Annotated in this window: 20 protein-coding genes; 12 read left to right on the forward strand and 8 right to left on the reverse strand. The window is 72.1% G+C overall.

Annotated elements, in window-relative coordinates; translation table 11 throughout:
• The first annotated feature begins 233 nt into the window (after positions 1–233).
• Positions 234–3,245, forward strand: a complete 3,012-nt coding sequence (locus tag ACBJ32_RS31435; RefSeq protein ID WP_375129787.1) for a glycosyl hydrolase — start codon at positions 234–236, stop codon at positions 3,243–3,245.
• On the opposite strand, the gene ACBJ32_RS31440 is transcribed toward ACBJ32_RS31435, so the two are convergent.
• The 4 genes from ACBJ32_RS31440 to ACBJ32_RS31455 all read right to left on the reverse strand — a co-directional run bounded on the left by ACBJ32_RS31440 (position 3,208) and on the right by ACBJ32_RS31455 (position 5,930).
• On the reverse strand, positions 3,208–3,975 hold the full coding sequence (locus tag ACBJ32_RS31440; protein WP_375129788.1) for a dienelactone hydrolase family protein: 768 nt from the start codon (positions 3,973–3,975) through the stop codon (positions 3,208–3,210). The genes ACBJ32_RS31435 and ACBJ32_RS31440 overlap by 38 nt on opposite strands.
• 145 nt (positions 3,976–4,120) lie before the next feature.
• Positions 4,121–5,017, reverse strand: a complete 897-nt coding sequence (locus ACBJ32_RS31445; protein WP_375129789.1) for an SDR family NAD(P)-dependent oxidoreductase — start codon at positions 5,015–5,017, stop codon at positions 4,121–4,123.
• Positions 5,018–5,031: 14 nt separating this feature from the next.
• On the reverse strand, positions 5,032–5,346 hold the full coding sequence (locus tag ACBJ32_RS31450; protein WP_375129790.1) for a hypothetical protein: 315 nt from the start codon (positions 5,344–5,346) through the stop codon (positions 5,032–5,034).
• A gap of 14 nt (positions 5,347–5,360) precedes the next feature.
• The gene (locus ACBJ32_RS31455) at positions 5,361–5,930 is read right to left on the reverse strand and encodes a TetR/AcrR family transcriptional regulator (protein ID WP_375129791.1); all 570 of its coding nucleotides are present in this window, start codon (positions 5,928–5,930) and stop codon (positions 5,361–5,363) included.
• Positions 5,931–6,066: 136 nt separating this feature from the next.
• Here ACBJ32_RS31455 and ACBJ32_RS31460 point away from each other — a divergent pair, with 136 nt between their 5' ends.
• From ACBJ32_RS31460 to ACBJ32_RS31470, 3 genes are all read left to right on the forward strand, one after another.
• On the forward strand, positions 6,067–6,690 hold the full coding sequence (locus ACBJ32_RS31460) for a hypothetical protein (protein ID WP_375129792.1): 624 nt from the start codon (positions 6,067–6,069) through the stop codon (positions 6,688–6,690).
• A 138-nt stretch (positions 6,691–6,828) separates the two neighbouring features.
• Positions 6,829–8,337 carry an MFS transporter gene (locus ACBJ32_RS31465; RefSeq protein WP_375129793.1) on the forward strand — a complete coding sequence of 503 codons (1,509 nt, stop codon included), beginning with the start codon at positions 6,829–6,831 and terminating at the stop codon, positions 8,335–8,337.
• A gap of 79 nt (positions 8,338–8,416) precedes the next feature.
• Positions 8,417–9,286, forward strand: coding sequence for a hypothetical protein (locus tag ACBJ32_RS31470; RefSeq protein ID WP_375129794.1), 870 nt, complete (start codon positions 8,417–8,419; stop codon positions 9,284–9,286).
• Between the two features lie 150 nt (positions 9,287–9,436).
• Here the strand turns inward: ACBJ32_RS31470 and ACBJ32_RS31475 are convergent, their stop codons facing one another.
• The 4 genes from ACBJ32_RS31475 to ACBJ32_RS31490 all read right to left on the reverse strand — a co-directional run bounded on the left by ACBJ32_RS31475 (position 9,437) and on the right by ACBJ32_RS31490 (position 13,373).
• A complete protein-coding gene (locus ACBJ32_RS31475; RefSeq protein WP_375129795.1) occupies positions 9,437–10,693 on the reverse strand; it encodes an RNA polymerase sigma factor in 1,257 nt (418 codons plus the stop codon).
• Between the two features lie 18 nt (positions 10,694–10,711).
• Positions 10,712–11,086 carry a YciI family protein gene (locus ACBJ32_RS31480; protein WP_375129796.1) on the reverse strand — a complete coding sequence of 125 codons (375 nt, stop codon included), beginning with the start codon at positions 11,084–11,086 and terminating at the stop codon, positions 10,712–10,714.
• A 66-nt stretch (positions 11,087–11,152) separates the two neighbouring features.
• Positions 11,153–11,824, reverse strand: coding sequence for a DUF998 domain-containing protein (locus ACBJ32_RS31485; RefSeq protein ID WP_375129797.1), 672 nt, complete (start codon positions 11,822–11,824; stop codon positions 11,153–11,155).
• A 250-nt stretch (positions 11,825–12,074) separates the two neighbouring features.
• Positions 12,075–13,373, reverse strand: a complete 1,299-nt coding sequence (locus tag ACBJ32_RS31490; protein ID WP_375129798.1) for a hypothetical protein — start codon at positions 13,371–13,373, stop codon at positions 12,075–12,077.
• Positions 13,374–13,515: 142 nt separating this feature from the next.
• Between ACBJ32_RS31490 and ACBJ32_RS31495 the strand changes: the two genes are divergently transcribed.
• From ACBJ32_RS31495 to ACBJ32_RS31530, 8 genes are all read left to right on the forward strand, one after another.
• Positions 13,516–14,937, forward strand: coding sequence for a pectinesterase family protein (locus ACBJ32_RS31495; RefSeq protein WP_375129799.1), 1,422 nt, complete (start codon positions 13,516–13,518; stop codon positions 14,935–14,937).
• Positions 14,934–16,223: a hypothetical protein gene (locus ACBJ32_RS31500; RefSeq protein ID WP_375129800.1), complete on the forward strand. Its 1,290-nt coding sequence runs from the start codon at positions 14,934–14,936 to the stop codon at positions 16,221–16,223. Before ACBJ32_RS31495 ends, ACBJ32_RS31500 begins: the two co-directional genes overlap by 4 nt.
• 81 nt (positions 16,224–16,304) lie before the next feature.
• A complete protein-coding gene (locus ACBJ32_RS31505) occupies positions 16,305–17,171 on the forward strand; it encodes a nucleoside hydrolase (RefSeq protein WP_375129801.1) in 867 nt (288 codons plus the stop codon).
• An 18-nt stretch (positions 17,172–17,189) separates the two neighbouring features.
• On the forward strand, positions 17,190–18,170 hold the full coding sequence (locus ACBJ32_RS31510) for a sugar phosphate isomerase/epimerase family protein (protein ID WP_375129802.1): 981 nt from the start codon (positions 17,190–17,192) through the stop codon (positions 18,168–18,170).
• A complete protein-coding gene (locus ACBJ32_RS31515) occupies positions 18,160–19,095 on the forward strand; it encodes a transketolase (protein ID WP_375129803.1) in 936 nt (311 codons plus the stop codon). Before ACBJ32_RS31510 ends, ACBJ32_RS31515 begins: the two co-directional genes overlap by 11 nt.
• Positions 19,092–20,054 (forward strand): transketolase family protein, encoded by a 963-nt coding sequence (locus ACBJ32_RS31520; RefSeq protein ID WP_375129804.1) that lies wholly within the window; start codon positions 19,092–19,094, stop codon positions 20,052–20,054. Before ACBJ32_RS31515 ends, ACBJ32_RS31520 begins: the two co-directional genes overlap by 4 nt.
• A gap of 74 nt (positions 20,055–20,128) precedes the next feature.
• Positions 20,129–21,646, forward strand: a complete 1,518-nt coding sequence (locus ACBJ32_RS31525) for an FGGY family carbohydrate kinase (protein WP_375129805.1) — start codon at positions 20,129–20,131, stop codon at positions 21,644–21,646.
• Entirely contained in the window at positions 21,636–22,652 is a 1,017-nt protein-coding gene (locus ACBJ32_RS31530; RefSeq protein WP_357871497.1) for a sugar-binding transcriptional regulator, read from the forward strand. The genes ACBJ32_RS31525 and ACBJ32_RS31530 overlap by 11 nt, the downstream gene beginning before the upstream one ends.
• Positions 22,653–22,829 lie beyond the last annotated feature (177 nt).

Genomic DNA, 22,829 nt, shown 5'->3' on the forward strand with positions numbered 1-22,829 from the left:
ACGACCTGACGCAGCACGGCATTCCCTCGACACCCGGCGGCTCATCTCCCGCGCCCCGCGCACGGAGGCGGCACAGCAGCCCCACCACACAGCCTGACGGCCCCACCACACAGCCTGACGGCCCCACCACACAACCTGACGGCCCCACCGCACAGCCTGACCACCCCACCGCACAGCCTGACCGCCCCATCGCGCGGCTCGGTGGCCCCGAGGCGCGGCTCGGTGGTCTTGCGGTGACGCGGCGGGGATTTCTCGCGCTCGGAGCCGCGGCCACCGCCGCCTTCGCCCTCGACGACCTCTCCCCCTCCCCCGCCGTCGCGGCCTCCGCGCCGCCCTCGGCCGCCTGGTTCGCCCGGCCGCGCCGCGAGGTGCGCCCGATGGTGCGCTGGTGGTGGCCCGACGCCCACGTCGATCCCGAGGAGATCCGGCGCGAGGTGGACCAGCTCGCCGACGCCGGCTTCGGCGGCGCGGAGATCGCCGCCGTGCACCACAGCATCCGCGACAAGTCCGTGCTCGACCCGGCCGGTCACGGCTGGGGCACCCCCGCCTGGAACGCCGCCGTCGAGGCCGCGCTCGACCAGGCGGCCGAGCGCGGGATCACCATCGACCTCACGATCGGCCCCGCCTGGCCGGCCGCCGTCCCCACCATCACGCCCGGCAGCGCGGCGGCGGCCAAGGAACTGGCCCACGGTTCCGTCACCGTCCCCGCCGGAACCACCTACTCCGGCCCGGTGCCACCACCCACCGTCGCCCCAGCCGCCGAGGCGCCGGCCACCGGCGCCCACCGGTCCGGCGGTGAGCTGCTGTTCGTCCAGGCGGCCAGGATCGACCCCGCCCACTCGACCCGCGACGAGACCGGCCTCGACCCCGCCTCCCTCCAGGCCATCACCGTCACCGACGAGCAGACGATCACCTGGACCGCCCCCGCCGGCGGCGACTGGCTGCTCATCTCCTACTGGCAGCGCGGCTCCGGCCAGCGCCCCGAGTCGGGCCCGCACACCGCCCCCGAGGCGTACGTCGTGGACCACTTCAGCCGCGCCGGCACCCAGGCGGTGATCGACTACTGGGAGTCGGCGCTGCTCACCCCCGCCATCCGCAAGCTGCTCAAGCGCGCAGGCGGAGCGCTGTTCGAGGACTCCATCGAGATCGAGACCGACGCCCTGCCGTGGACGCCGGACCTGCCCGCCGAGTTCGAGCGGCGGCGCGGCTACCCGCTGGCGTCCATCCTGCCGGTGGTCGTGCTCGCGAACGAGGACCCGGTCTTCGCCTACGACCCCGCCCGCACCCGGCACGCCCGCAAGGACTACTGGGACACGGTGTCCGAGCTGTTCAACGAGCATCACTTCACCGCGCTGCGCGACTGGGCGCACTCGATCGGCCTGCGGTTGCGGGCGCAGCCGTACGGGCTGCAGACGGACGCCATCGAGGCCGCGGCGATCCTCGACGTGCCGGAGGGGGAGTCGCTGGGGTTCAAGAACCTGGACGACTACCGCTGCCTGGCCGGAGGCCGGGACATGGGCGGGCGGGAGGTGCTGTCCTGCGAGGCGGGGGCGTACCAGGGCGGGGCGTACACGACGACGTGGAAGAAGCTGTTGCGCACGATGGGCGGGGCGTACGCGGCCGGCCTCAACCAGACAGTCCTGCACGGCTTCTCGTACGCGGAGGCGCCCGGCGCCGCATGGCCGGGGTTCGCGGCGTTCACGCCGTACAACGGGACGGTGGGCTATGCGGAATCGTGGGGGCCGCGCCAGCCCACCTGGGACCACATCAGCGACATATCCACATACTTCGCGCGGATTCACTTGATCATGCGACAAGGGGTGCCTCGCGCTGATGTGGCGGTGTTCCGGCAGACCGGTTACACCAAGACCGGCATCGGGGCCTCCTGGTTCACCGCGAGCGGCGTCCCGAGCGGCTGGACTCACCAGTTCGTCAGCGGCCCGCTGCTCGACCTGCCCGCCGCGCGGGTCTCGGACGGGCGGCTGGGCCGGCCCGCGTACAAGGCGCTGTTCGTCGAGGGCGACAAGTTCTACGCGGGCGAGTGCACGATGACCGTCGGCGTGGCGCGGCGCCTGCTGGAGTACGCCGACGCCGGCCTGCCCATCGTCCTGCTCGGCGACTGGCGCAACGCCTCGGTGCCGGGCATCCCGCGAGACGGCGACCGGCGCGACACCGCAGAGCCGGGCGGCACGCTGGACGGCGAGAACGAGCGGCTCCGCGCGATCCTGTCGGACCTGCTCGCGCGGCCCACCACGCGGATGGTCGCGTCCGCCGCGGACGTGCCCGCCGCGCTCGCCGCCCTCGGCGTCCACCCCGACGTCCGGTACGCGACCCCCTCCACGCTGCTCACCATGCGCCGCGTGGACGGCGACGTGGACTACTACTACCTGTGCAACGGCAAGCACCAGGAGAACGCCAAACCGCCCGTGACCGCGATCGACCACGAGGTCACGCTGGCCCGCAGCAACCGGGACAGCGTCCCGTATCTGCTCGACCCGTGGACGGGCCGCGCCTCGCGCATCGCCCGGTACGTGGCGGACGACGACGGCATCCGCCTGCGCGTGACCCTGCAGCCGGGCCAGGCCAGGATCGTGGCCCTCGGCCGGCCCGGCCTGTTCGGCGACCGCACGGGCCGGCGCGCGCACGCCACCAGCACGGACGCCGACCTGGTGCGGTACAGCGAGAGCCACCCGGACGCGATGGCGTACGGCGAGGGCCGCCTGGTCGTGCGGGCCGCCGAGGCGGGCGTCTACACCACCACCCTCTCCGACGGACGCGCGCTCACCGCCGAGATCGGCCCCGTCCCCGCACCCGTCGAACTCAACACCTGGAGCCTCCGGGTGGAGGACCGGGGCCCGGCGCCGGCCGTGCGCTCCCTGCGGCTCGACCGGCTCGCGCCCTGGCCGGAGATCCCGGAGCTGGCCGACGTGTCCGGCGTCGGGACGTACACGACCACCGTCGAGTCGGACGGTCCCGCCTATCTGGAGCTGGGCGAGGTGAGCGACACCTGCCGGGCGAGCGTCAACGGCCGGCGCCTGGGCCCGGTGGACCAGATCCACCCCGTCCTCGATCTCGGCCCGCACCTCAGACGCGGGTCGAACACCATCCAGGTGGAGGTGGCGACGCCGCTGGGCAACCTGCTCAGGGTGGCGGACCCGGCCGTGTACGGCGGGCTGGCGCGGCAGCCGTACGGGCTGGTCGGGCCGGTCAGGCTGGTCCCGTACGGGGAGGCGCCGCTCCGGTAGCCCCCTGGCCGGCGACGTACCTGTCGAAGAAGGAGAAGGTGCGTCGCCAGGCGTCGTCCGCCGCCGGTCGGACCAGGCCGTGACGGAGCGGGAACAGTGCGAGGTTCGCGATCGGGTGGTGCCCGTCGGTCATGAAGGAATGGCCGGCCTCCTGGTAGATCGTGACGTCGTGGTCGATGCCGAGTTCCCGCAGGTGCTCCCGCAGCCGGGCACCGTGCGCGCGGAAGCCCTGGTCGCGGCCGCCGTAGGAGGCCACGACCGGGCACACGGAGGCCAGCTCTTCCTCGCGGCGCGGAACCGCGCCGTAGTTCACCGACGCCGCCCGCACGCCGGGTGGCGCGCCGGCCGCGTAGGCCAGGGCGAAGCCTCCGCCCATGCAGAACCCGATGACGCCCAGCCTTCCGCCGTCGACCTCCGCACGGCCGGCGAGCCACTGACGGGTGACGTCGAGGTCGGCGGCGGGCCCGCCCGGCTTTCCCGTCGCGAGCTGGTGGAGGGCCCTGGCCAGGCACTTGACTCTGGAGCCGTGGCTGTAGAGATCGGGCAGCACTGCCGCGTACCCGTGTCCGGCGAACGACCGCGCCACGTCCAGCATGTCTGGTTCGACGCCATAGATCTCGTGCACGACCACGACTCCGGGCCAGCCGGAGTCGGGTGCGGTCCCCTCTGGCAGCGCCAGCGCCGCAGCCAGCGAACCGCCGTCCGGCAACGGAATGCGCACGTCTCGCATCAGTCAGCATCACTCCTTCGCGGCCTCTGCCGCCTGAACGCTGGCGCCCTCGGCCTCTGCGGCCCTGAACGCTCATGACCTCGTCCTCTGCCGTCTCCTCTGCCGTCTGGATGCCTGCGGCTGCAAGCGGGCCGCGACGGCACCGCTACGCCGGCAGGCCGATCAAGGCGGCGCTGTCCTGCCAGAGCGCCTCGCCTGCCGCGCGGTCGCATGCCGTCTTCGACGGTTGCGGCCAGGTCAGCCGGCCCCGTACGAGCGAGGCGTACCGCTGGCCGGCGGGCGGGGTGATCGTGCCGAGGCAGAGGTCGGCCAGCGTGTGGCCGGCGGCCCGCCGGCTGTTCATGCGCGGGACCAGGGCTCCCAGCCGAGTGCCGAGCAGGGACCAGAGGAGCCGGATGGGCAGGCTGAAGTTGCGGGACAGACCGGTGCCGGGCGTCGGCCCGGGGTCGTAGGCGAGCACGGTGAGCTGCTTGGCCAGGGCCTCGGGGCGCGTGGCGAGCGTCCGCGCGGTCATCAGGCCGCACAGTTTGGACGCCGTGTACGCGTGACCGCCGGCCGCCCGGGGGTTGGTGTCCCGGTCGGGGTCCAGTTCCGGGTTGGCGAGCAGTGTCGCGGTGGCGTGCCTCGGGGGCGGCAGTGTCCCGCCGAGCTCGGGGTCGTGGACGGAGCTGCTGGTGATCACCACTCGGCCGCCGCGGGCGAGCTTGGGCAGGAGCCGGCGCAGCAGGAGATAGTGGGCGAGGTGATTGACGGCGAACGTGGTCTCGTACCCGTCGGCGGTGCGCTGGTCGATGTCGTGGAAGGACACGCCGGCGTTCAGGACGAGCACGTCGATGGGGGTGGATCCGAGGTGGTCGCCCACCGCCGCGGCGAACCTGCGTACGGAATCGAGCCGGGCCAGGTCCAGGGCCGGTAACCCGTCCACGGTGTGCGGGCCGGGGCTGCGCGCGCCGACCAGCAGCCGCGCGCCGGCGGCGGTCATGCGGGCGGCGGCGAGCTCGCCCAGCCCGGAGGTGGCTCCGGTCATCACGATCGTGGTCATGGGCGGCACCAGCCTCACGTCGTACGGCCGCGGGCGGCACGTGGCTGCCTGCCGAGTCCGGCGGCACCGATGTGGGCGTGGAAGACGCCCATGCCCAGCACGCCCACCGCACCCGCGGCGAGCGCGGCGACCGGGTGGGCGACGACGTCGGCCATGATCGTCAGGACCGCGGCCAGCACGTACATGAACCATCCGGCGACCAGGTTGACCAGCGGGCTGGGGCCGAAGAGGGTGGGGAACTCCTCCTTCGTGATGCCCTTCACGAAGTGCGGGGTGGCGTTGGCGGCGAGCAGGCCTGCGACGAAGCTGAGCAGGATCGTCTGCGTCATGGGGGCTCCTGTGATCAGGTGAGGCTTCCGACGGTGATGTCGACGAGTTGCCGCAGCCGGGTGCGCAGCACGTGTGCCTCCTCCTCCTGCTGGGAGATGCCGGTCAGCGCCGCCAGCAACAGTTCGGCGGCGTCATCCGCCGACAGGGCGGTGCCGAGCCGCGGCAGGTCGTCCCCGGCGGCGAGCAGAACGGACTTGACGACGGCGACGTGACGTTCCTTGAACGAGCGCGTCAGGTCGGGGGCGAGCACACTCACCTCCGCGAGCATCTCGCCCCGGAACCCCGCCTCGACGCTGCCCGTGACGAACTCCAGCTTGAGGTTCAGGGCGCGGAACACCCGGTCGGCGACGTCGCCGTCCTCCTGGCCGATCTCCGCCGCCTGGGCGATGAGCCGGTCGATGGCCCGCTCGGCCACGGCCCGGAAGATCTCTTCCTTGCCCGCGTAGTGCTTGTAGAGGGCGGGACGGGACACCCCGGCGGCCTGCGCGATCAGTTCCATCGACGTACGGCGGAAGCCGTAGCGGCCGAAGACCTGGAGCGCGGCATCAAGGATCTGCTGTTGCTTCTCTGCACTCTGTGACATCGTGACAATCTTATCCAAGATTGTCACAGCGTCAAGGCCCGGCCACCGCCGTGACGGAAGGACCGACAGCGCAGGATTCCGGACCGTTCACCGGCGAGACGACGATGAGCCGTGCGCGCCGGACCACAGTGTGGCCATGACCGACTCTGCTGCCCCCGCTCCCGGCGCGGCCGATGACCCTGGCGGTATCCGGGACACCGCACCCAGACCCGCGTGGCTGCGCGCGCTGATCGCCGTGGGACACCGCTGGCCCAGCCTGCTGGCGCTCGCCTGGGCCGTCTACAGCCTGTCCGACGTCGGCGACGGCCTGGAGTACATGATCCTGTTCATCCTGCCCGCCGCGGGCTACCTGTTCCTCGCGGTGGCCGACCGGCCCCGCATCACGTGGGCGGTGGTGCTCGCCCTGCTGGCGGCGGTCGTGGTCCTGCGCGCGCTCGACATCGACCCGTGGCCGCCACTGGCGTCCGTCGTGATCGCCCTCGCCGCGCTGGGCCTGGTCAACGGCCGGCTGCGCAGGCCACGCGTCTTCGCCCTGCAGGCACCGGGCGCGCTCGCCTTCATGGCCGCCGGCCTGCTGGTGCTGTCGGTTCCGCCTGCGGCCGGAGGGTATCTGGTGGCGGCGGGGCTGGTGGGCCACGCCATGTGGGACGGCTTCCACTGGCGGGCCAACAAGATCGTCGCCCGGACGTTCGCCGAGTGGTGCGGCATGGTGGATCTGGTGCTCGGCCTGGGTCTGCTGGTCGTGCTCATCACCCGCTGACACTCCTGGGCGCGTTCCCGCCGTTCCCGCCGTTCCCGCCGCTCGCAGGACGCCGGCCCTCTCCGTACCGGTGTCGAAAACCTCCCGCCTGCTCCGACCACCTCCCGAAACGTCGAGACAACAGGGAGTTTTTCGAGTATGCGTACCAATCGAGCGTGGTGGGGGCTGGTCGTTCTCCTGCTGCCGACCTTGCTCGTCGCGATGGACATGACGGCGTTGTTCCTGGCGCTCCCCCAACTGAGCGCCGAACTGGGCGCCACCAGCGTCGAACAGCTGTGGATCAGCGACAGCTACGGGTTCATGGTGGCCGGCCTGGTCATCACGATGGGCACGCTCGGCGACCGGATCGGCCGCCGGCGGTTGCTGATGATCGGGGCGGCGGCGTTCGCCGTGCTGTCGGTCGTGGCCGCCTTCTCGGCGGGCCCGATGATGCTGATCGTCTCCCGGGCCCTGCTGGGCGTGGCCGGCGCGACCCTGATGCCGTCCACCCTCGCCCTGATCACCAACATGTTCCCGGACGAGCGGCAGCGCGGGCGGGCCATCGCCATCTGGGCGACCTGCCAGTTCACCGGCGGCGCGCTCGGTCCCGTGCTCGCCGGATTCCTGCTCCAGTACTTCTGGTGGGGATCGGTGTTCCTGGTGGCCGTGCCGGCGATGGCGGTATTGCTGCTCGCCGGGCCGGTCGTGCTTCCCGAGTACCGCAGCGACCAGGCCGGCCGGCTGGACCCGGCCGGCGTCGGGTTGTCGCTCGTGGCCGTGCTCCTGATGGTCTACGGCATCAAGCAGCTGGCAGTCGAGAGCGTCGCGGCGGTGCCGACGGTGGCGGCGGTGGCGCTCGCCGCCGGGGCGGTCATGGGGTTCCTGTTCGTACGCCGGCAACTGCGCCTGGAGTCGCCGCTGCTGGACCTGCGGCTGTTCCGGAACCGCCCGTTCACGGCCGTGATCGTCGCGCTGGTCTTCGCGGGCATCGCGATGGCCGGTACGGGCCTGCTGGTGACGCAGTACCTGCAGAGCGTGCTGGGCTTCTCGCCCGCCGCGTCGGCGGTGCTGTTCGCGCCCATGGGCCTGGGCACGGCGGCCGGCACTCTCGCGGCGCCCGCGCTGGCCCGGCGGATGAAGCAAACGACCGCGATCGCCGGCGGGCTGGCGGTGTCGGCGCTGGGCAGCCTGCTGCTGGTCGGCGTCGGCGTCGAGGCGAGCGCCCTGCCGCTGGTGATGATCGGCATCACCGTGCTGGCGCTGGGCACCGGCCCGCTGTTCGCGCTGGGCACCGGGCTGGTCGTCGGGTCGGTGCCGCCGCAGCGCGCCGGATCGGCGGCGTCGCTGTCGGAGACCGGCAACTACTTCGGCGGCTCGCTCGGCTTCGCGCTGCTCGGGCTGACGGCCGCGGTGGTCTACCGCGCCCGGATGGACGGCACGTCCGACTCGCTCGCCGGTGCGATCGCCACAACCGCGCACCTGCCCACCGGCGAGGGCGCGGAGCTGCTGCACGCCGCCCGGGAGGCGTTCACCGCCGGCCTACATGTCAACGGCGTCGTCGCGGCGATCATCTTCGCCGGGCTGGCCGTGCTGATCTGGACTATGCGCCCGGCAACCCGGCCGGCACCTGAGCCTGCTCCTATCACGAAATTCCATCACAGTCGGTGAGCACATCGATACGCTAAGCGCCATGCCGTCCCCCCCACATGACGCCCTCGTCCAGCTGTTCTCCGATCGCCCTCAACTGGTGACGGAGATCCTGCGCGACCTCATACACGTCAAGCTGCCCGACACCCCGCTCATCCAACAGGAGGAGCGCACCTTCAACACACGAATCTCCGACGACATCGAGCCTGACCTGGTCTTCACCCTGGGGCCGAAACAGAGCCCGCTGCACGCGATCATCGTGGAAGTTCAGCAGGACAACGGGAAGGAAGCCAAGCAGCTCGCCCGCTACGCCGCCGCCGCGTGGCTGCTGTTGAAGTGCGACGTCACAGTTCTGATCGTGTGCCCGAACCAATCAGATGCCGACCATTACGCGAAACCGGTCGAATCAGGGCTGAACGGCTACCGCTTCCAACCCCAGGTGGTGGGGCCGCGGGATGTCCCAGCCATCATCGACCCCCAGGAGGCTGCCGCCGACCTACCACTCGCGGTCATGTCCGTCATGACTCAAGGCCGAGACCGCAAGGTCATCGAGGCGTTCGCCACCGCGCTGAACACCACCTCCGATGAACACGCTACGAAGTACTATGAATACGCGTACAGCATGTCCGGGCCCGAAATCCGGAAGCTCTTGGAGGAGATCATGGCGTCCACCGCCTGGCCGGTCTACAGTCCCTTCGCCCGCGAACACTTCGGCCGTGGCCGGGAAGAAGGCAAGGCAGAGGGCAAGGCAGAGGGCAAGGCCGAGGGCAAGGCGGAAGAGGCCGCCAAGTCGGTGCTACTGGTGTTGGACGCCCGCGGCTTCGACATCTCCGACGACACCCGCGCCATGATCACAACCTGCACGGACCTCGCACAGCTCCACGCATGGCTCACCCGCGCGGCGACTGCCCGCACGCCTCAGGACTTGTTCAGCGAGCCCGACGAACAGCATCACCAGGGCGAAGAGTAGGAGCTCACCGCACTCCGCTCCGCCGAGACCGTTCGGGGGCAGGTAGCCGGGCCCGAAGCTGGTCACCGGTGAGGCCGTCCCCGGCCCTGGATCCCGGGCCGGCAGCCGGGCGAAGGAGTGCGCCGGTCAGCCGCTGTACGCGAGGGCCGGTCAGTCGAGCCCGGCGGCGCGCTCCAGGAACAGCTCCCGCTCGCGGGCGTTGCGGGTCAGCCCGGCCGCGCGGCGGAACTCCGCGGCGGCCTCATCCGCCCGGCCGAGCCTGGCCAGCAGGTCGCCGCGGACGGCCGGCAGGTGCGCGTAGTCGCGTAGCGCGCGCTCGTCCAGGAGGGCGTCGGCGATCTCCAGCCCGCGCTCAGGACCGTGGGCCATGCCGACCGCGACCGCCCGGTTCAGCTCGACGACGGGCGAGGGCGTGAGGTGGGCCAGCAGCCGGTACAGGGCGGCGATCCTGGCCCAGTCGGTGGCCTGCGGGGTGAGGGCGCGGGCGTGGCAGGCGGCGATGGCGGCCTGCAGGCCGTACGGGCCGAGCGTGCCCAGTTGCTCGGCGCGGCGCAGGCCGTCCAGGCCGCGGCGGACGAGCAGCCGGTCCCAGCGGCTGCGGTCCTGGTCCAGGAGGAGGATCGGGGAGCCGTCGGGGGCGGTCCTGGCCGGGATGCGCGACGCCTGGATCTCCATGAGCGCCAGCAGGCCGTGCACCTCGGGTTCGGCCGGCATGAGCCCGGCCAGCACCCGGCCGAGCCGCATCGCCTCCTGGCAGAGCGACGGGCGGATCCAGTCCTCGCCCGCGCTGGCCGCGTACCCCTCGTTGAAGATCAGGTAGATGACCTCCAGGACGGAGGCCAGCCGGGCGGGCAGCTCGGCGGGCGGCGGCAGCTCGATGGCGATCTTCTTGTCGGCGAGCGTGCGCTTGGCGCGGGAGATGCGCTGGCCGACGGTGGGCTCGGGGGCGAGGAACGCCCGCGCGATCTCGGCGGTGGACAGGCCGCCGAGCAGCCGGAGGGTGAGCGCGAGCCGCCCCTCGACCGGGAGTTCCGGGTGGCAGGCGGTGAAGACCAGGCGCAGCAGGTCGTCGCCGATGTGGTCGTCGAGGGCGTCGTCGAGGTCGGCTTCTGCCCATTCCTGGCGGAGCTCCATGTCGCGGCCGATCTGTTGCAGCTTGCGCTGGTAGGTGTCGCGGCGGCGGAACTGGTCGATGGCGCGATGCTTGGCGGTCAGCGTCAGCCACGCGCCGGGATTGTCCGGTACACCGTTGCGCGGCCATTCTTCGAGCGCCGCCACCAGGGCGTCCTGGGCCAGCTCCTCCGCCAGCCCGATGTCGTTGACCATGCGGGCCAGGGTGGCGATGACCCGGGCGGATTCGATGCGCCAGACCGCCTCGACCGCCCGGTGGGGATCGGCTACCGTCATGCGTCCTGAATATCGTGATCAGGCGGGCGGTGCGAAGTCCGCGGGGCCGAACAGGCGGAGCACGTCCGCCTCCCCCTCCCAGCCGGGCCACAGGTCGCGGTGCAGCTTGACGAAGCGGGAGGCCCATTCCACGGCCTCCCCCTTGCTCCTGACCTCGTACACGGCGTAGCTGATCATCTCCTTGGCCTCGGCGAACGGGCCGTCGCTGACGATCAGCCGGCCGCCGGAAACCTCGACGCGAGCGCCCTCGGAGCTGGGGGCCAGGCCGCTGGTGTCGAGCAGGGCGCCGGACTCGGTGGCCTCCTGGCCGAGCTTCATGATGGCCTCCATGAGGTCGGCCGGGGGCGGGCCGTCGGGCTGGGCGGTGACTTTGAGGGTGACGAGGTAACGCATGGTTCGGCGCCTTTCAGTGCGAGATGAGCTTTCGTGAGAGATGGGCTTTCAGCGCGAGACGGGCTTTCAGGCAGTGCGGGACAGGTCCAGCGACATTAGCGACACCCAGCTCCAGAGGGCCAGGATGCCGGCGACGAACGCGAGGTTGGACCAGGCGATCCCGCCGCCGCCGGCGATGCCGGCGAAGGAGCCGAGGAAGAGGGTGCCGGTGATGCGGGAGTACCAGGCCCAGCTCTTGCGTCCGTCGCGGGCGTAGCGGGAGGCGACGACGTAGCAGGCCGCGACCGCGCACAGGAAGCCCACGCCGCCGACGGCCATGTGCAGGATGCCGGAGAGGGTGACGGCGCCGGGGCCTTCCGGGGTTCCGGCGGGGAATCCCATGGCGGGGTCGGCGGGGAAGAGGGCGGCGCCGATCATGCCGGCGCCGAACGCTCCGAGGAGAACGGGGGCCCACCGGGCGCCGCGTCCCGGTGCGAGGGCACGGCGCAGGCCGAAGGCGGCGGCGATGGTGGCCAGGGCGGTGAGGACGAAGTTGAGGGTCTGGATCCAGCCGAGGTCGCCGTTGGCCAGGAGGCTCCAGGGGTGGCGGGCCAGGTCGAAGCCCTCCCTGGTGAACGCCTGGGCCAGGGCGACGGTCACGTACATCGGGCCTGCCAGGACGCCGCAGCCGAGCAGCAGGCGGGGGCGGGAGATCGGGCGGGAGATCGGGTGGGAGGAGGTCTGGGCGAGCTGAGCCATGGTCGTCCGCCTTGCGTCGCGGGGGCCGGCCGGTCCGGCCCTCTGGCTAGGCAGCGAAAGAGCCGGGCCGGTTTCGACACGGCCCGCGGATTTCTTCTCGATTTTTTCCCGAAGCCGCGGGAGCACAGCTCGGCGGTCCGCATGCGCGAGGCGCGACGGCCGCCGCGTGGCGAGCCGCACGCCGAGCGGCGGACTCGGCCACAAGCGCCGTCCCGCCTTGGTCGCCATGCTCGATCGGCTGTGATCGCTTCTACAGGACGTAGCCGAGGGACCGCGCCGCTCTGCGGAACGCCGCCTCGTCCTCGAGGGACACGCACAGGTGACGGTCGCCGAGGAGGCGGCACAGCTTGCCGGCCTTGCGGTCGCCCGCGATGAGGGCCGCCGTCGCCGCGTCGTCGGCCTCGATGAGCCGCACCAGTCCCCTGTCCCGCACCTGGCGGGCCTTGCGCTCCACGTCCGTGAGCAGCGTGGCCACGGTGCCGGGCAGCGGCTGCCCGCTCCGCTCGCCCAGGAACGCCCGCAGCCGCCCCAGGTCGCCGCCCTTGCCGAGCGCCTCCCGGAGTGATCGTGCCGACAGGGTCCAGACGCGGTCGGAGGTCTGTACGGCGTAGGCGTCGAGGGTCAGCCGATCCACCGGTGGCAGGCTCCCGGTGACGACGACGTCGAAGTTCGGCAGCACCTTGAGCCCCAGGTCGGTCGTGCTCTCGGGCGGCTCGTAGGTGTCGCTGCGCCCGAGCGCGAAGGCGCCCAGATCGTTCATCCGGATGGCCCGCAGCCCGTCGTAGCGGCTGAGCCGCTCCAGCCCGTCCGATCCCCAGTTGTCGTGGTAGTCCTCGCGCGCCCCTTCGGGCTCGACGTAGGCCACGTCGATCAGGCCGAGCGTCGCGGCGTACTCGAACACCACGGCGAGCGTGTAGCGGCCCTCGAGGATCGGCCAGTCTCCGAAGCCCTCGTATCCCAGGCTGCCGTACTGCGGGTCCAGGAGGTACAGCTTCCACATCGCCCGTGCGCTGCGCGCGATCACGGGAGAGAGGCCCTGCCTGCGCATCAGGGCGAACAGGTCGTCGATCGCCACCCACTCGCCCTGCTCGCACAGCGCGAGCGCGGCGGCGACGTTCTGCCGTCGCGGTTTCACCGCCGTCAGCACGTTCTTGCCGCGCTGGCCCTTGATCGCCTCGATCCGGCTGAACTCGTCGATCAGCGTGTTGTCCGTCCAGCGCCGCCACAGATCTCTGATGGTCTCCGCAGCGGGCCTGGTGAGCGCCGCGCGCCCGCGAGCGGTCAGCCGCAGCTTGCCCTCCGTCAGCGCGGCCAGCCCGCCGGCCTGCAGTAAGAGCGGCCAGGCGAACGCCGCGATCGGTTCCCCCGCGTAGAAGTCGCCCGCGGCCAGGACCGAGGTCACGGCCGTCACCGTCGCCGCGCTCGGTCGGCGGGTCTTCTCGCTGCACCGCAGCTTCCCCGCCGCGCAGAGCTGGAGCACGGCCTGGAGGTTGGCGGGAGCCTCCGCCTCGGTCGCCCGTACTGCCGCCTCGCCGTCGTCGTACGTCACACGGCGACACTACAGACGCCGGACGGGATCGACTTGCCGGTTCATGCGCGAGGACAGGGCTCACAACTCTTGACCGGACCTGTTAAGCGGTCTACATATATATTCACTCTCCATTATCCATTCGTGCACAGAGAGGCCGAATGTGAAGGCATCGATCCCCGTTCTCGTCACAGCGCTCGTCTTAGTCACGACCCCGGCCGCCGCGGAGACCGCCCCCCGGTTCTCGGCGCCGGGACGCGGCGGGACCTGCGTGGACGCCCCCCTGACGATCACTTTCCCGGAGCCCGTCACCCTGGGTTCCTCGGGAGCGATCGAGATCCGGCGCGCGGACGGCACGCTCGCCGACCGCATCGAGGCGGCCACCGCCAAGACGGACAAGAAGAACATCGGCCAGGCGATCTCGGACACGGGGCTGCCGCACGACTTCTCGTACGAATCGATCATGGTGGAGGGCGACACCGCCACCATCCATCCGCACCGTCAGCTCGAGTACGGCCAGAGGTACACCGTCACCGTCGACGCCGGCGTCTTCCCCGGGCACGACGCGGCGAGCTGGCAGTTCACGACCAGGAAGCACCAGCCGCGCAACCCGCGCCACCTGACCGTCTCCGCCTCCGGGTCCGGCGACTTCTGCACCGTCCAGGGCGCCATCGACGCCGTGCCCACCGGCAACACGCGGCCGGTCACCATCGACGTCAAGCGCGGCGTCTACACCGAGATGGTCTACGTCCGCGAGGACCGGCCGCACCTGACCGTCAAGGGCGCGGGCGCGGGCCGCACCGTGATCCGGTACCCCAACAACGACCTGCGCAACGGCGACAAGGCGCTGGTCAACGGCGGCCCGGCCGACGTCTGCCCGCGCCGCGTGCTGGAGACCTCCGACCTGCACAACTGCTGGCGGCAGACGTTCGGCGTGGACGCGGCCGACTTCCGGCTCGCCGACCTCACCGTGCACAACACGACCCCGGACGGCGGCTCGCAGGCCGAGGCGTTCCGCGGCAACAACGACCGCATCGTGCTGGAGCGCGTGAACCTGTTCAGCAACCAGGACACGCTGCGGCTGCAGGGCAAGGGCTTCGTCACCGACAGCCACATCCGCGGCGACACCGACTTCGTCTGGGGCACGGGGACCGTGTTCATCCAGGACTCGGTGCTGGAGTCCACCGACCGCGGTTACATCTCGCAGAGCCGCAACGACGACACGCGGCCGGGCTACGTGTTCGTGCGCACCAGGCTGACCCGGGCGCCCGGGGTGCCGGACGCGTCCGTGGTGCTGGGGCGCAGCGCGGTGTGGCGGTTCCTGTACAGCCAGGCGGTGTTCATCGACACGAGGATGGACACCCACGTGGCGCCGGTGGGCTGGCAGATCGATCCGAACGACTGCGAGCAGGCCCGGTCGGCCTCCTTCTGGGAGTACGGCAGCACCGGCCTGGACGGCCGCCCGATCGACACCTCGCAGCGGCTGGCCTGCTCCCGCCAGCTCACGCCCGAGGAGGCGAAGCAGTGGAGCGACCCCTCGTTCGTGCTGGGCGGCTGGAATCCCCTGGATGGAGTGACGCGATGACGGACCTCGACGCGAGCAGGCGCAAGGTGCTCGGCGGCGTGCTGGGCGGGATCGGCGCCGCGCTCGCCGCGGGCCTCCCGGCGGGCGCCGCGCACGCGGCCGTCCCCGGCGGGAGCGGCGCCGCGGGGGTGGTCGCCGGCGGGAGCGGTGTCACCACGCACGGCGGCAGGCGGCCGCCGCGCCCGGTCGCGCCGGTGAACCAGGAGGCGGCGGCCAGGTTCGGGCCCGAGTACAGGACGCTGCCCACCGCCGTGGCGGGCGTGGACGTCGAGCCGCTGATCGGCATCGCGAAGGCCGAGGACATCGCCGCCCGCCGGCAGAAGATGGTCGACTTCATCTGGAAGGGCGCCGGCCTGCCCTCGGCGGTCCCGACCGTCGAGACCGGCGTGAGCGCCCCCGAGTTCGCCTCGCTCACCGGCGTACGCCGGATCGACCGGCTCACGGTCCCCCTGCAGTACAAGATCACCGCCAAGGTGTACGACATCCTGCCCCGCAAGGCGTGGAACCGCCGCCTGGCCCTGTACCACAACGGCCACGGCGAGCCGCTCGACACCATGCTCCGCACCGTCCAGGCCCTGCTCGACCGGGGTTACCGCGTGATGGCGTACGCGATGCCGTTCCACCACTGGAACGGCGGCCAGCAGATCGAGGACCCGCGGAGCCCGGGCACGATGCTGCCGAGCCCTTCCCACCGGGAGCTCGTGCCGTGGGAGAGCGAGACGTTCTCCACGCTGACGTTCTTCCTGGAGCCGCTCGTCGTCACGCTGAACCACGCGCAGGCGGCCTACCGCCCGGCGTCGGTCGAGATGCTGGGCCTGTCCGGCGGTGGCTGGACGACCACGGTGTACGCGGCGCTGGATCCGCGCGTCAACCACAGCTACCCGGCCGCCGGCTCGCTGCCGTTCTTCCTGCGGGCCGCCTCCCCCAAGCCCAGCCCCACCACCGGCGACTGGGAGCAGACCAGGGCGTCGTTCCCCGGTTTCTACTCCTCCATCACGGCCGGCACGGCCGACGACTACCTCGAGATGTACGTCATGGCCTCGGTCGGCGAGAACAGGGGGCAGCTCCAGATTCTCAACCGCTTCGACGACTGCTGTTTCAACGGCGTGAGCCACCGCGTCTACCAGGCTCCGGTGCGCGACCGGGTGGCGCTGCTCGCCGGCGGGCGGCCCGAGCGGGGGCGGTGGGACCTGCTGGAGGACGCCACGCACGACGACCACACCATCTCGCCGCACGCGCTTTCCGTGATCCTCTGGGATCTTGACACGGTAAATGTCACAACATAATATCGGAATATAGATACATTGCTGAATAGATATTCAGGCGGAGGTCGCATGGCGGACAGGACTTTTTCCCATCGGCGCCGGGTGATCATCAACACCGATGCGAAGAACGAGGCGGACGACCAATTCGCCATCGTGCACGCCCTGCTCTCCCCGAGCCTGGACATCCGCGGTCTGGTGGCCGCGCATTTCGGCAACCGGCGCACCCGGTCGAGCCTCGAGGAAAGCCGGGCGGAGATCGAGCTGCTGCTGCGGCTCATGAAGCTCGACGGCCGGGTGCCGGTGGCGGACGGCGCGCCGTACGCGCTGCCCGACGCCGGCACCCCGGTCCCGGCCCCGGGCGTCGAGCTGATCGTCGAGGAGGCCATGCGCGACGTGGCCGAGCCGCTCTACGTGGCCTTCCTCGGCCCGCTGACCGACATGGCCTCGGCCCTGATGCTGGAGCCGCGCATCGCCGAGCGGGACGTGACCGTGATCTGGATCGGCGGCGGCGGGTACGACGGCGTCGGACCGCAGGACGGCAGGCCCGAGTTCAACCTGTCCAACGACATCGTGGCGGCCAACATCGTCTTCTCCTCGGCGCTCAAGGTGTGGCAGATCCCGGCGCCGACGTACCGGATGATGGCCGTCGGCTACGCCGAGCTCGACGCGAAGGTCGCGCCGTGCGGCGAGATCGGCGACTACCTCGTGCGCCAGCTCGTGGAGTGGAACGAGCGGCAGCACGGCGGGTCGATCGAGTTCCGCGTGCTCGGCGACTCCCCCGCGATCGGGCTGATGCTGCACCCCGACTGCGGGACCTGGGTGGAGCGGCCGGCGCCGAACTTCCGCCACGACGGCACGCACGACTTCTCCGCCGCCAACCGGCCGATCCGCACCTACGGCTCGATCGACGCGCGCTTCATCCATGAGGACTTCTTCGCGAAGCTACGCGCCTTCGCGGATCACCGCTGACAGGGAGGGACGAGGACCATGCTGACGTTCGGCGCCGGGATATGGGCGTTCGGGCAGATCGTCGACCGGTACGCGACCGACGGTTACGGCCCGGCCAGGACGATGACGCAGATGCTGGACCTGGCGGCGGCCGTGGACGGGCTGGAGTGCCTGGACATCAACGTGCCGTTCGCCGAGGGCATCTCCAAGGCGTCGGAGCTGGCGCAGGCGCTGGCCGAGCGCGGGCTGCGGGCCAGGGCGATCACGCCGCACCTCTACACCAGGGAGTTCGCCAGAGGGGCGTTCACCAACCCCGAGCCGGAGGTGCGCCGCCGCGCCGCCGAGCGCGTGCACGAGGCCGTCGCCGTGGCCAGGGAGCTGGGTGCCGACTACGTGAAGTTCTGGCCTGGTCAGGACGGGTTCGACCTGCCGGGTCAGGCCGACTACGCGCGCCTGTGGGAGCTGACGGTGAGCGCGATCCGCGACCTCGCCTCGGCGCATCCCGACGTGCAGTTCGCGATCGAGTACAAGGCCAAGGAGCCGCGGGTGCGCATCACGCTCGCCGACGCGGCCCGTACGCTGCTGGCCATCGACGAGGCCGGGCAGCCGAACGTCGGCATCGTCATGGACTTCGGCCACTCGCTGCTGGCCGGCGAGACGCCGGCCGAGGCGGTGCAGCTCGTGCACCGGCGCGGCCGGCTCGTCTCGGTCGAGCTGAACGACAACTGGCGCGGCTGGGACGACGACCTGCCGGTGGCCTCGGTGCACCTGTTCGAGACCGTCGAGTACCTGCTGGCCGTGCGCCGGATCGGCTGGGACAAGCCGGTCCTGCTCGACCAGTTCCCGTTCAGGGAGGACCCGGTACGCGCCCTGTCCGAGAGCATCAGGACCATCCGGGCGCTGGAGGAGGTGTGCGACCGGATCGACCTGGAAGAGCTGGAGGACGCGCAGGAGCGGCAGGACGCGCTCGCCGCGCAGGCGATCCTCTGGTCGGCGATCGGGATGGCACGTGCGACCTAGCCAGACGACGATCACGGCCACCCCGCCCGGCCGGGACGTCACCGACCTCCTCCCCGACCGCGAGGCCATCGCCGAGTGGCGGCGGCTGCGCGAGCGGCTGGCGCACGCCGGCAGGGACGACTCGGCCGCCGCCCTGGCGGCCCTGGCCGGCGGCATCCGCCGCACCGTGATCAGCACGATCGCGGCGGCGGGCCTCGGCCACGCGGGCGGCGACCTGTCGGTGACCGACATCCTCACCACCCTGTACGGCGCCGTGCTCCGCGTCGACCCGGCCGACCCCCGATGGCCGGAACGCGACCGGCTGGTCATGAGCAAGGGCCACTGCTCGGTCGCCCTCTACACCACGCTCGCCACGTGCGGCTACTTCCCCGCGGAGCGGCTGAGCACGTTCGCGGCCCCGATGTCGCCGCTCAACGGCCACCCGAGCCGCAGGTCGGTGCCCGGCGTCGAGACCAGCACCGGCCCGCTCGGGCACGGCCTGCCGGTGGGCGTCGGCATCGCGGTCGGCCTGCGGATGCGCGGCTCGGCGGCCAGGACCGTGGTGGTGCTGGGCGACGGCGAGCTGCAGGAGGGCAGCAACTGGGAGGCGGCCATGGCCGCCGGGCATCGGGGGCTCACGTCGCTGACGGCCGTGATCGACAGGAACGGCCTGCAGCAGGGCGCCAGCACCAGCGCGACCAACGAGCTGGAGCCGCTGGCCGACAAGTGGCGGGCGTTCGGCTGGGAGGCGGTCGAGGTGGACGGCCACGACCACCTGGCCCTGCTGGACGCCCTGACCGCGCCGCGCGACGCGGGCCGGCCGCGCTGCGTGATCGCCAGGACCGTCAAGGGCCGAGGGGTTTCGTTCATGGAGGATCGGGTGGAGTGGCATCACAAGGTGCCGGACGCCGAGCAGGCCCGCATGGCACTCGAGGAACTGCGTTGATCCTCCGGCGAGCACACGAGGAGACGCACGACTGCAGGGACGCCTTCGCGGACGAGCTGGTCCGGCTGGCGCGCGCCGACAGCCGCGTCGTGGCCGTCTGCAACGACTCGGTGGGCTCCAGCAAGCTGGGCGCGTTCGCCGCCGAGTTCCCCGACCGGCTGGTCAACGTGGGCATCGCCGAGCAGGACATGGTCGGCATCGGCGCCGGGCTGGCCAACGCGGGGCTGGTGCCGTTCGTGTGCGGGGCGGCGACGTTCCTGACGGCCAGGGCGCTGGAGCAGATCAAGGCCGACGTGGCCTACAGCCTGGCGAACGTCAAGCTGTGCGGGATGAGCCCCGGGCTGGCGTACGGGGCGCTGGGGCCGACGCACCACTCGACGGAGGACCTGTCGTGGCTGCGGGCCATCGCCGACCTGCCCGTGATCGTGCCCGCCGACCCCGCGCAGACCCGCGCGGCGATCAGGTGGGCGGCGGAGACGGAGGGGCCGGTGTTCCTGCGGATCGGCAGGTTCCCCGTGCCGGACGTGTCGCCACCGGGCGCCCCCGCCTTCACGTACGGGCGGGCGGTGCGGCTGCGCGAGGGCGTGGACGCGACGATCGTGGCGACGGGCACGATGGTGAGCCGGGCGATGCAGGCCGCGGCGCTGCTGGAGGAGCGCGGGGTGCAGGCCCGGGTGGTGAACGTGTCCACCATCTCGCCCCTCGACCGGGAGGAGATCGTGGCGGCGGCCCGGCAGACGGGCGCGGTGGTCACGGCCGAGGAGGCGGTGCCCACCGGCGGGCTCGGGGCGGCGGTGGCGGAGGTCGTGCTGGAGACGCGGCCGGTGCCGATGCGGCTGCTGGGCACCCGCGCGTTCGCGCCGACCGGCGAGACGGGTTTCCTGCTGGAGTACTTCGGGCTCACCGCCGACGGGATCGCCCGGTCGGCGTTGGAGGTGCTGGGGCTTGACCACGCATGAGAACCCGCTCGGCCCGAGGACGGTGACCGCGTGACCGCGCATGAGAACCCGCTCGGGCCGAGGACGGTGACCGCGTGACCGCGCTCGGGGACCCGCTCGTGCTGGGTGTGGACCAGGGCACGAGCGCGACCAAGGCGATCCTGGTGGACGCGGCGGGCGAGCTGGTGGCGCGCGCCTCGGCGCCGCTGTCCAGGCGGCATCCCGAGCCGGGGCTGGTCGAGCAGGACGGCGAGGAGCTGTGGCGCAGCGTCCTCGACGCCGTGGCCGGCTGCCTCGCGCAGGCGCCTCCAGGGCGGATCACCGCCGTGGGCCTGAGCGTGCAGCGCGAGTCGGTGATCCTCTGGGACCGGGCCACGGGCGCCCCGCTGGGGCCGCTGGTGAGCTGGCAGGACCGCCGGGGCACCGGCCTGTGCGCCCGCCTGGCCGCCGGGGGCGCCGCCCCCCTGGTACGCCGGGCCAGCGGCCTGCCCCTGGACCCGATGTTCTCCGCGGCCAAGGCGGCCTGGCTGCTCGACCACCACGACCCCGCGCGGGCGCGATCCCTGAGGGGTGAGCTGTGCCTGGGCACGGTGGACTCGTGGCTGCTGCACCGGCTGGGCGGCGGGCACGTGATCGAGGTCGGCTGCGCCTCCCGTACGCAGTTGCTGGACGTGCGGCGGCGGGCGTGGAGCCCGGAGCTGCTCGACCTGTTCGGCTTGCCGGTGGAGGCGCTGCCGCACGTGGTGGCCTCCACCGCGACCCACGCCGACGCCAAGGCGCTGCATCCCGCCCTGGCGGGGGTGCCGGTCGCGGCGGTGCTCGGCGACTCGCACGCCGCCCTGTTCGCGCACGCGGCGGGGCAGCCGGGGCGGGTCAAGGTCACGTACGGCACGGGCTCGTCGGTGATGGGGCTGGTCTCGGGGCCGGAGACGGTGAGCGACGAGGGGCTGTGCCTGACGGTCGGCTGGGACGACGGCGTGCCCGCGTACGCGCTGGAGGGCAACATCCTGTCCACGGGGGCCACGATCGCCTGGCTGGCCGGGGTTCTGGGGACGCGGGCCGAGGAGCTGGCGCGGCTCGCGACCGCCGGCCGCCGGGGTAGGCTGCAGATCGTGCCGGCGTTCGGCGGCCTCGGGGCGCCGTGGTGGGACGACCGGGCAGAAGCGATCATGACGGGTTTCGGCCTGGACAGCCGGCGGGAGGACATGGCGAGGGCGGCGGTCGACTCGATCGGCCTGCAGGTCGGCGACGTCGTGTCGGCCATGGAGCGCGCGGCGGGGCCGGTGGCGGAGCTGCTGGCCGACGGCGGGCCCACCGCCAACGCCGACCTCATGCAGTGGCAGGCCGACGTGACCGGTCACGCCGTGCGCGTCGCGCGCCGGCCCGAGCTGTCGGCCCTAGGGGCCGCGCACCTCGCAGGGGCCGCATCCGGTGTATGGTCCCGCCGGGAGCTGTCCGGGCTGCCGCGCCACGGCCGGCGCTACACACCCGTTCTGCCGGTGTGCGAACGGCGTCGCGCCCTAGCAGAATGGCACTCGGCAGTGGCCCGGGCTCGCCACCGGACCAGCAGGAGCGGCGGAGCCGAAGCGGAGGCCAGCGATCGTGGGAGCTGACAGTCAGTTCGAGAAGGGCCGCGCGGAGTCCGTGCGGTTCGGCGGGCGCAGGCTCAGCCAGGAGTCCGAGCGCATGCGGCTGCTCGTCCGCGTGGCCCGGCTCTACCACGAGCACGGCGTGCGGCAGCCGCAGATCGCCGCCCAACTGCGCATCTCGCAGCCGCGCGTGTCCCGGCTGCTGAAGGAGGCCGCCGAGATCGGCATCGTGCGCACGGTGGTCGTGGTGCCCAGCGGCGTGCACGCGCTGCTGGAGGAGGACCTGGAGCGCAAGTACGGCGTGGAGCAGATCATCGTCGTGGACGCCTCGGGCGACAGCCACGACGTGGTGGCCGCGCTGGGCTCGGCGGGCGCGACGTACCTCGACGCCACGCTGATCGGCGGCGAGCACCTCGGCATCTCCTCGTGGAGCGCGAGCCTGCTGGCCACGGTGGAGGCCATGCAGCGCCGCCCGGTGCGGGTGGCCGAGGAGGTCGTGCAGCTCATCGGCGGCGTGGGCAAGGGCTCCGCGCAGGTGCAGGCCACCCGGCTGGCCGCCCACCTGGCCGACCTGACCGGCGCCGAGCCGGTCTTCCTGCCCGCGCCGGGGCTGGTCGGCTCGGCGGTGGCGCGGCAGGCGCTGTCCGACGACCACGTGGTGCGGCAGGTGGTGGACGCCTGGTCGCGGCTGACGACGGTGCTGGTCGGGATCGGCAGCCTCAACCCGTCGCCGTTGCTGCAGGAGAGCGGCAACGCGATCGGCGAGGAGGAGATGGAGACGCTGCGCGGGCTCGGCGCCGTGGGTGACGTGTGCCTGCGCTTCTTCGACGCCGAGGGACGGCTGGTCGACTCGCCGCTGGAGGAGCGCATCCTCGGCATCCCGGCCGCCGACCTGCTGCGCGTGCCGCGGCGCATCGCGATCGCCGGCGGGCGGCGCAAGACCGCCGCCATCAGGGCCGCGCTCAGGGGCGGCTGGGTCAACACGCTCATCACGGACGTGGGCGTGGCCGAGGAACTGCTGAAGGACTAGCCCCACCCCCAGGACAGGGCCGTCGTGCGCACGCCGCACGGCGGCCTTCGCCGTTCCTGGACGAGTCCTGGGAATTTACCGGCGCGTCATCTGGCGGAGAAACCGCTCTTGACAGTCACATCCGTGTCGTTCACGATGTGATGCAATCCACTCCATTCATGGCTGAATAAAAATTCT

Origin of the sequence: Nonomuraea sp. GTA35, from assembly GCF_041950525.1 — a bacterium.
Taxonomy (GTDB): Bacteria; Actinomycetota; Actinomycetes; order Streptosporangiales; family Streptosporangiaceae; genus Nonomuraea.

Excerpts from the sequence above, each read along its gene's own strand:
- ACBJ32_RS31440 (WP_375129788.1), bottom strand. The coding sequence starts at position 3,975 with ATGCGAGACGTGCGCATTCCGTTGCCGGACGGCGGTTCGCTGGCTGCG.
- ACBJ32_RS31485 (WP_375129797.1), bottom strand. The coding sequence starts at position 11,824 with ATGGCTCAGCTCGCCCAGACCTCCTCCCACCCGATCTCCCGCCCGATC.
- ACBJ32_RS31510 (WP_375129802.1), top strand. The coding sequence starts at position 17,190 with ATGCTGACGTTCGGCGCCGGGATATGGGCGTTCGGGCAGATCGTCGAC.
- ACBJ32_RS31500 (WP_375129800.1), top strand. The coding sequence starts at position 14,934 with ATGACGGACCTCGACGCGAGCAGGCGCAAGGTGCTCGGCGGCGTGCTG.
- ACBJ32_RS31465 (WP_375129793.1), top strand. The coding sequence starts at position 6,829 with ATGCGTACCAATCGAGCGTGGTGGGGGCTGGTCGTTCTCCTGCTGCCG.
- ACBJ32_RS31450 (WP_375129790.1), bottom strand. The coding sequence starts at position 5,346 with ATGACGCAGACGATCCTGCTCAGCTTCGTCGCAGGCCTGCTCGCCGCC.
- ACBJ32_RS31455 (WP_375129791.1), bottom strand. The coding sequence starts at position 5,930 with ATGTCACAGAGTGCAGAGAAGCAACAGCAGATCCTTGATGCCGCGCTC.
- ACBJ32_RS31460 (WP_375129792.1), top strand. The coding sequence starts at position 6,067 with ATGACCGACTCTGCTGCCCCCGCTCCCGGCGCGGCCGATGACCCTGGC.
- ACBJ32_RS31445 (WP_375129789.1), bottom strand. The coding sequence starts at position 5,017 with ATGACCACGATCGTGATGACCGGAGCCACCTCCGGGCTGGGCGAGCTC.
- ACBJ32_RS31480 (WP_375129796.1), bottom strand. The coding sequence starts at position 11,086 with ATGCGTTACCTCGTCACCCTCAAAGTCACCGCCCAGCCCGACGGCCCG.
- ACBJ32_RS31475 (WP_375129795.1), bottom strand. The coding sequence starts at position 10,693 with ATGACGGTAGCCGATCCCCACCGGGCGGTCGAGGCGGTCTGGCGCATC.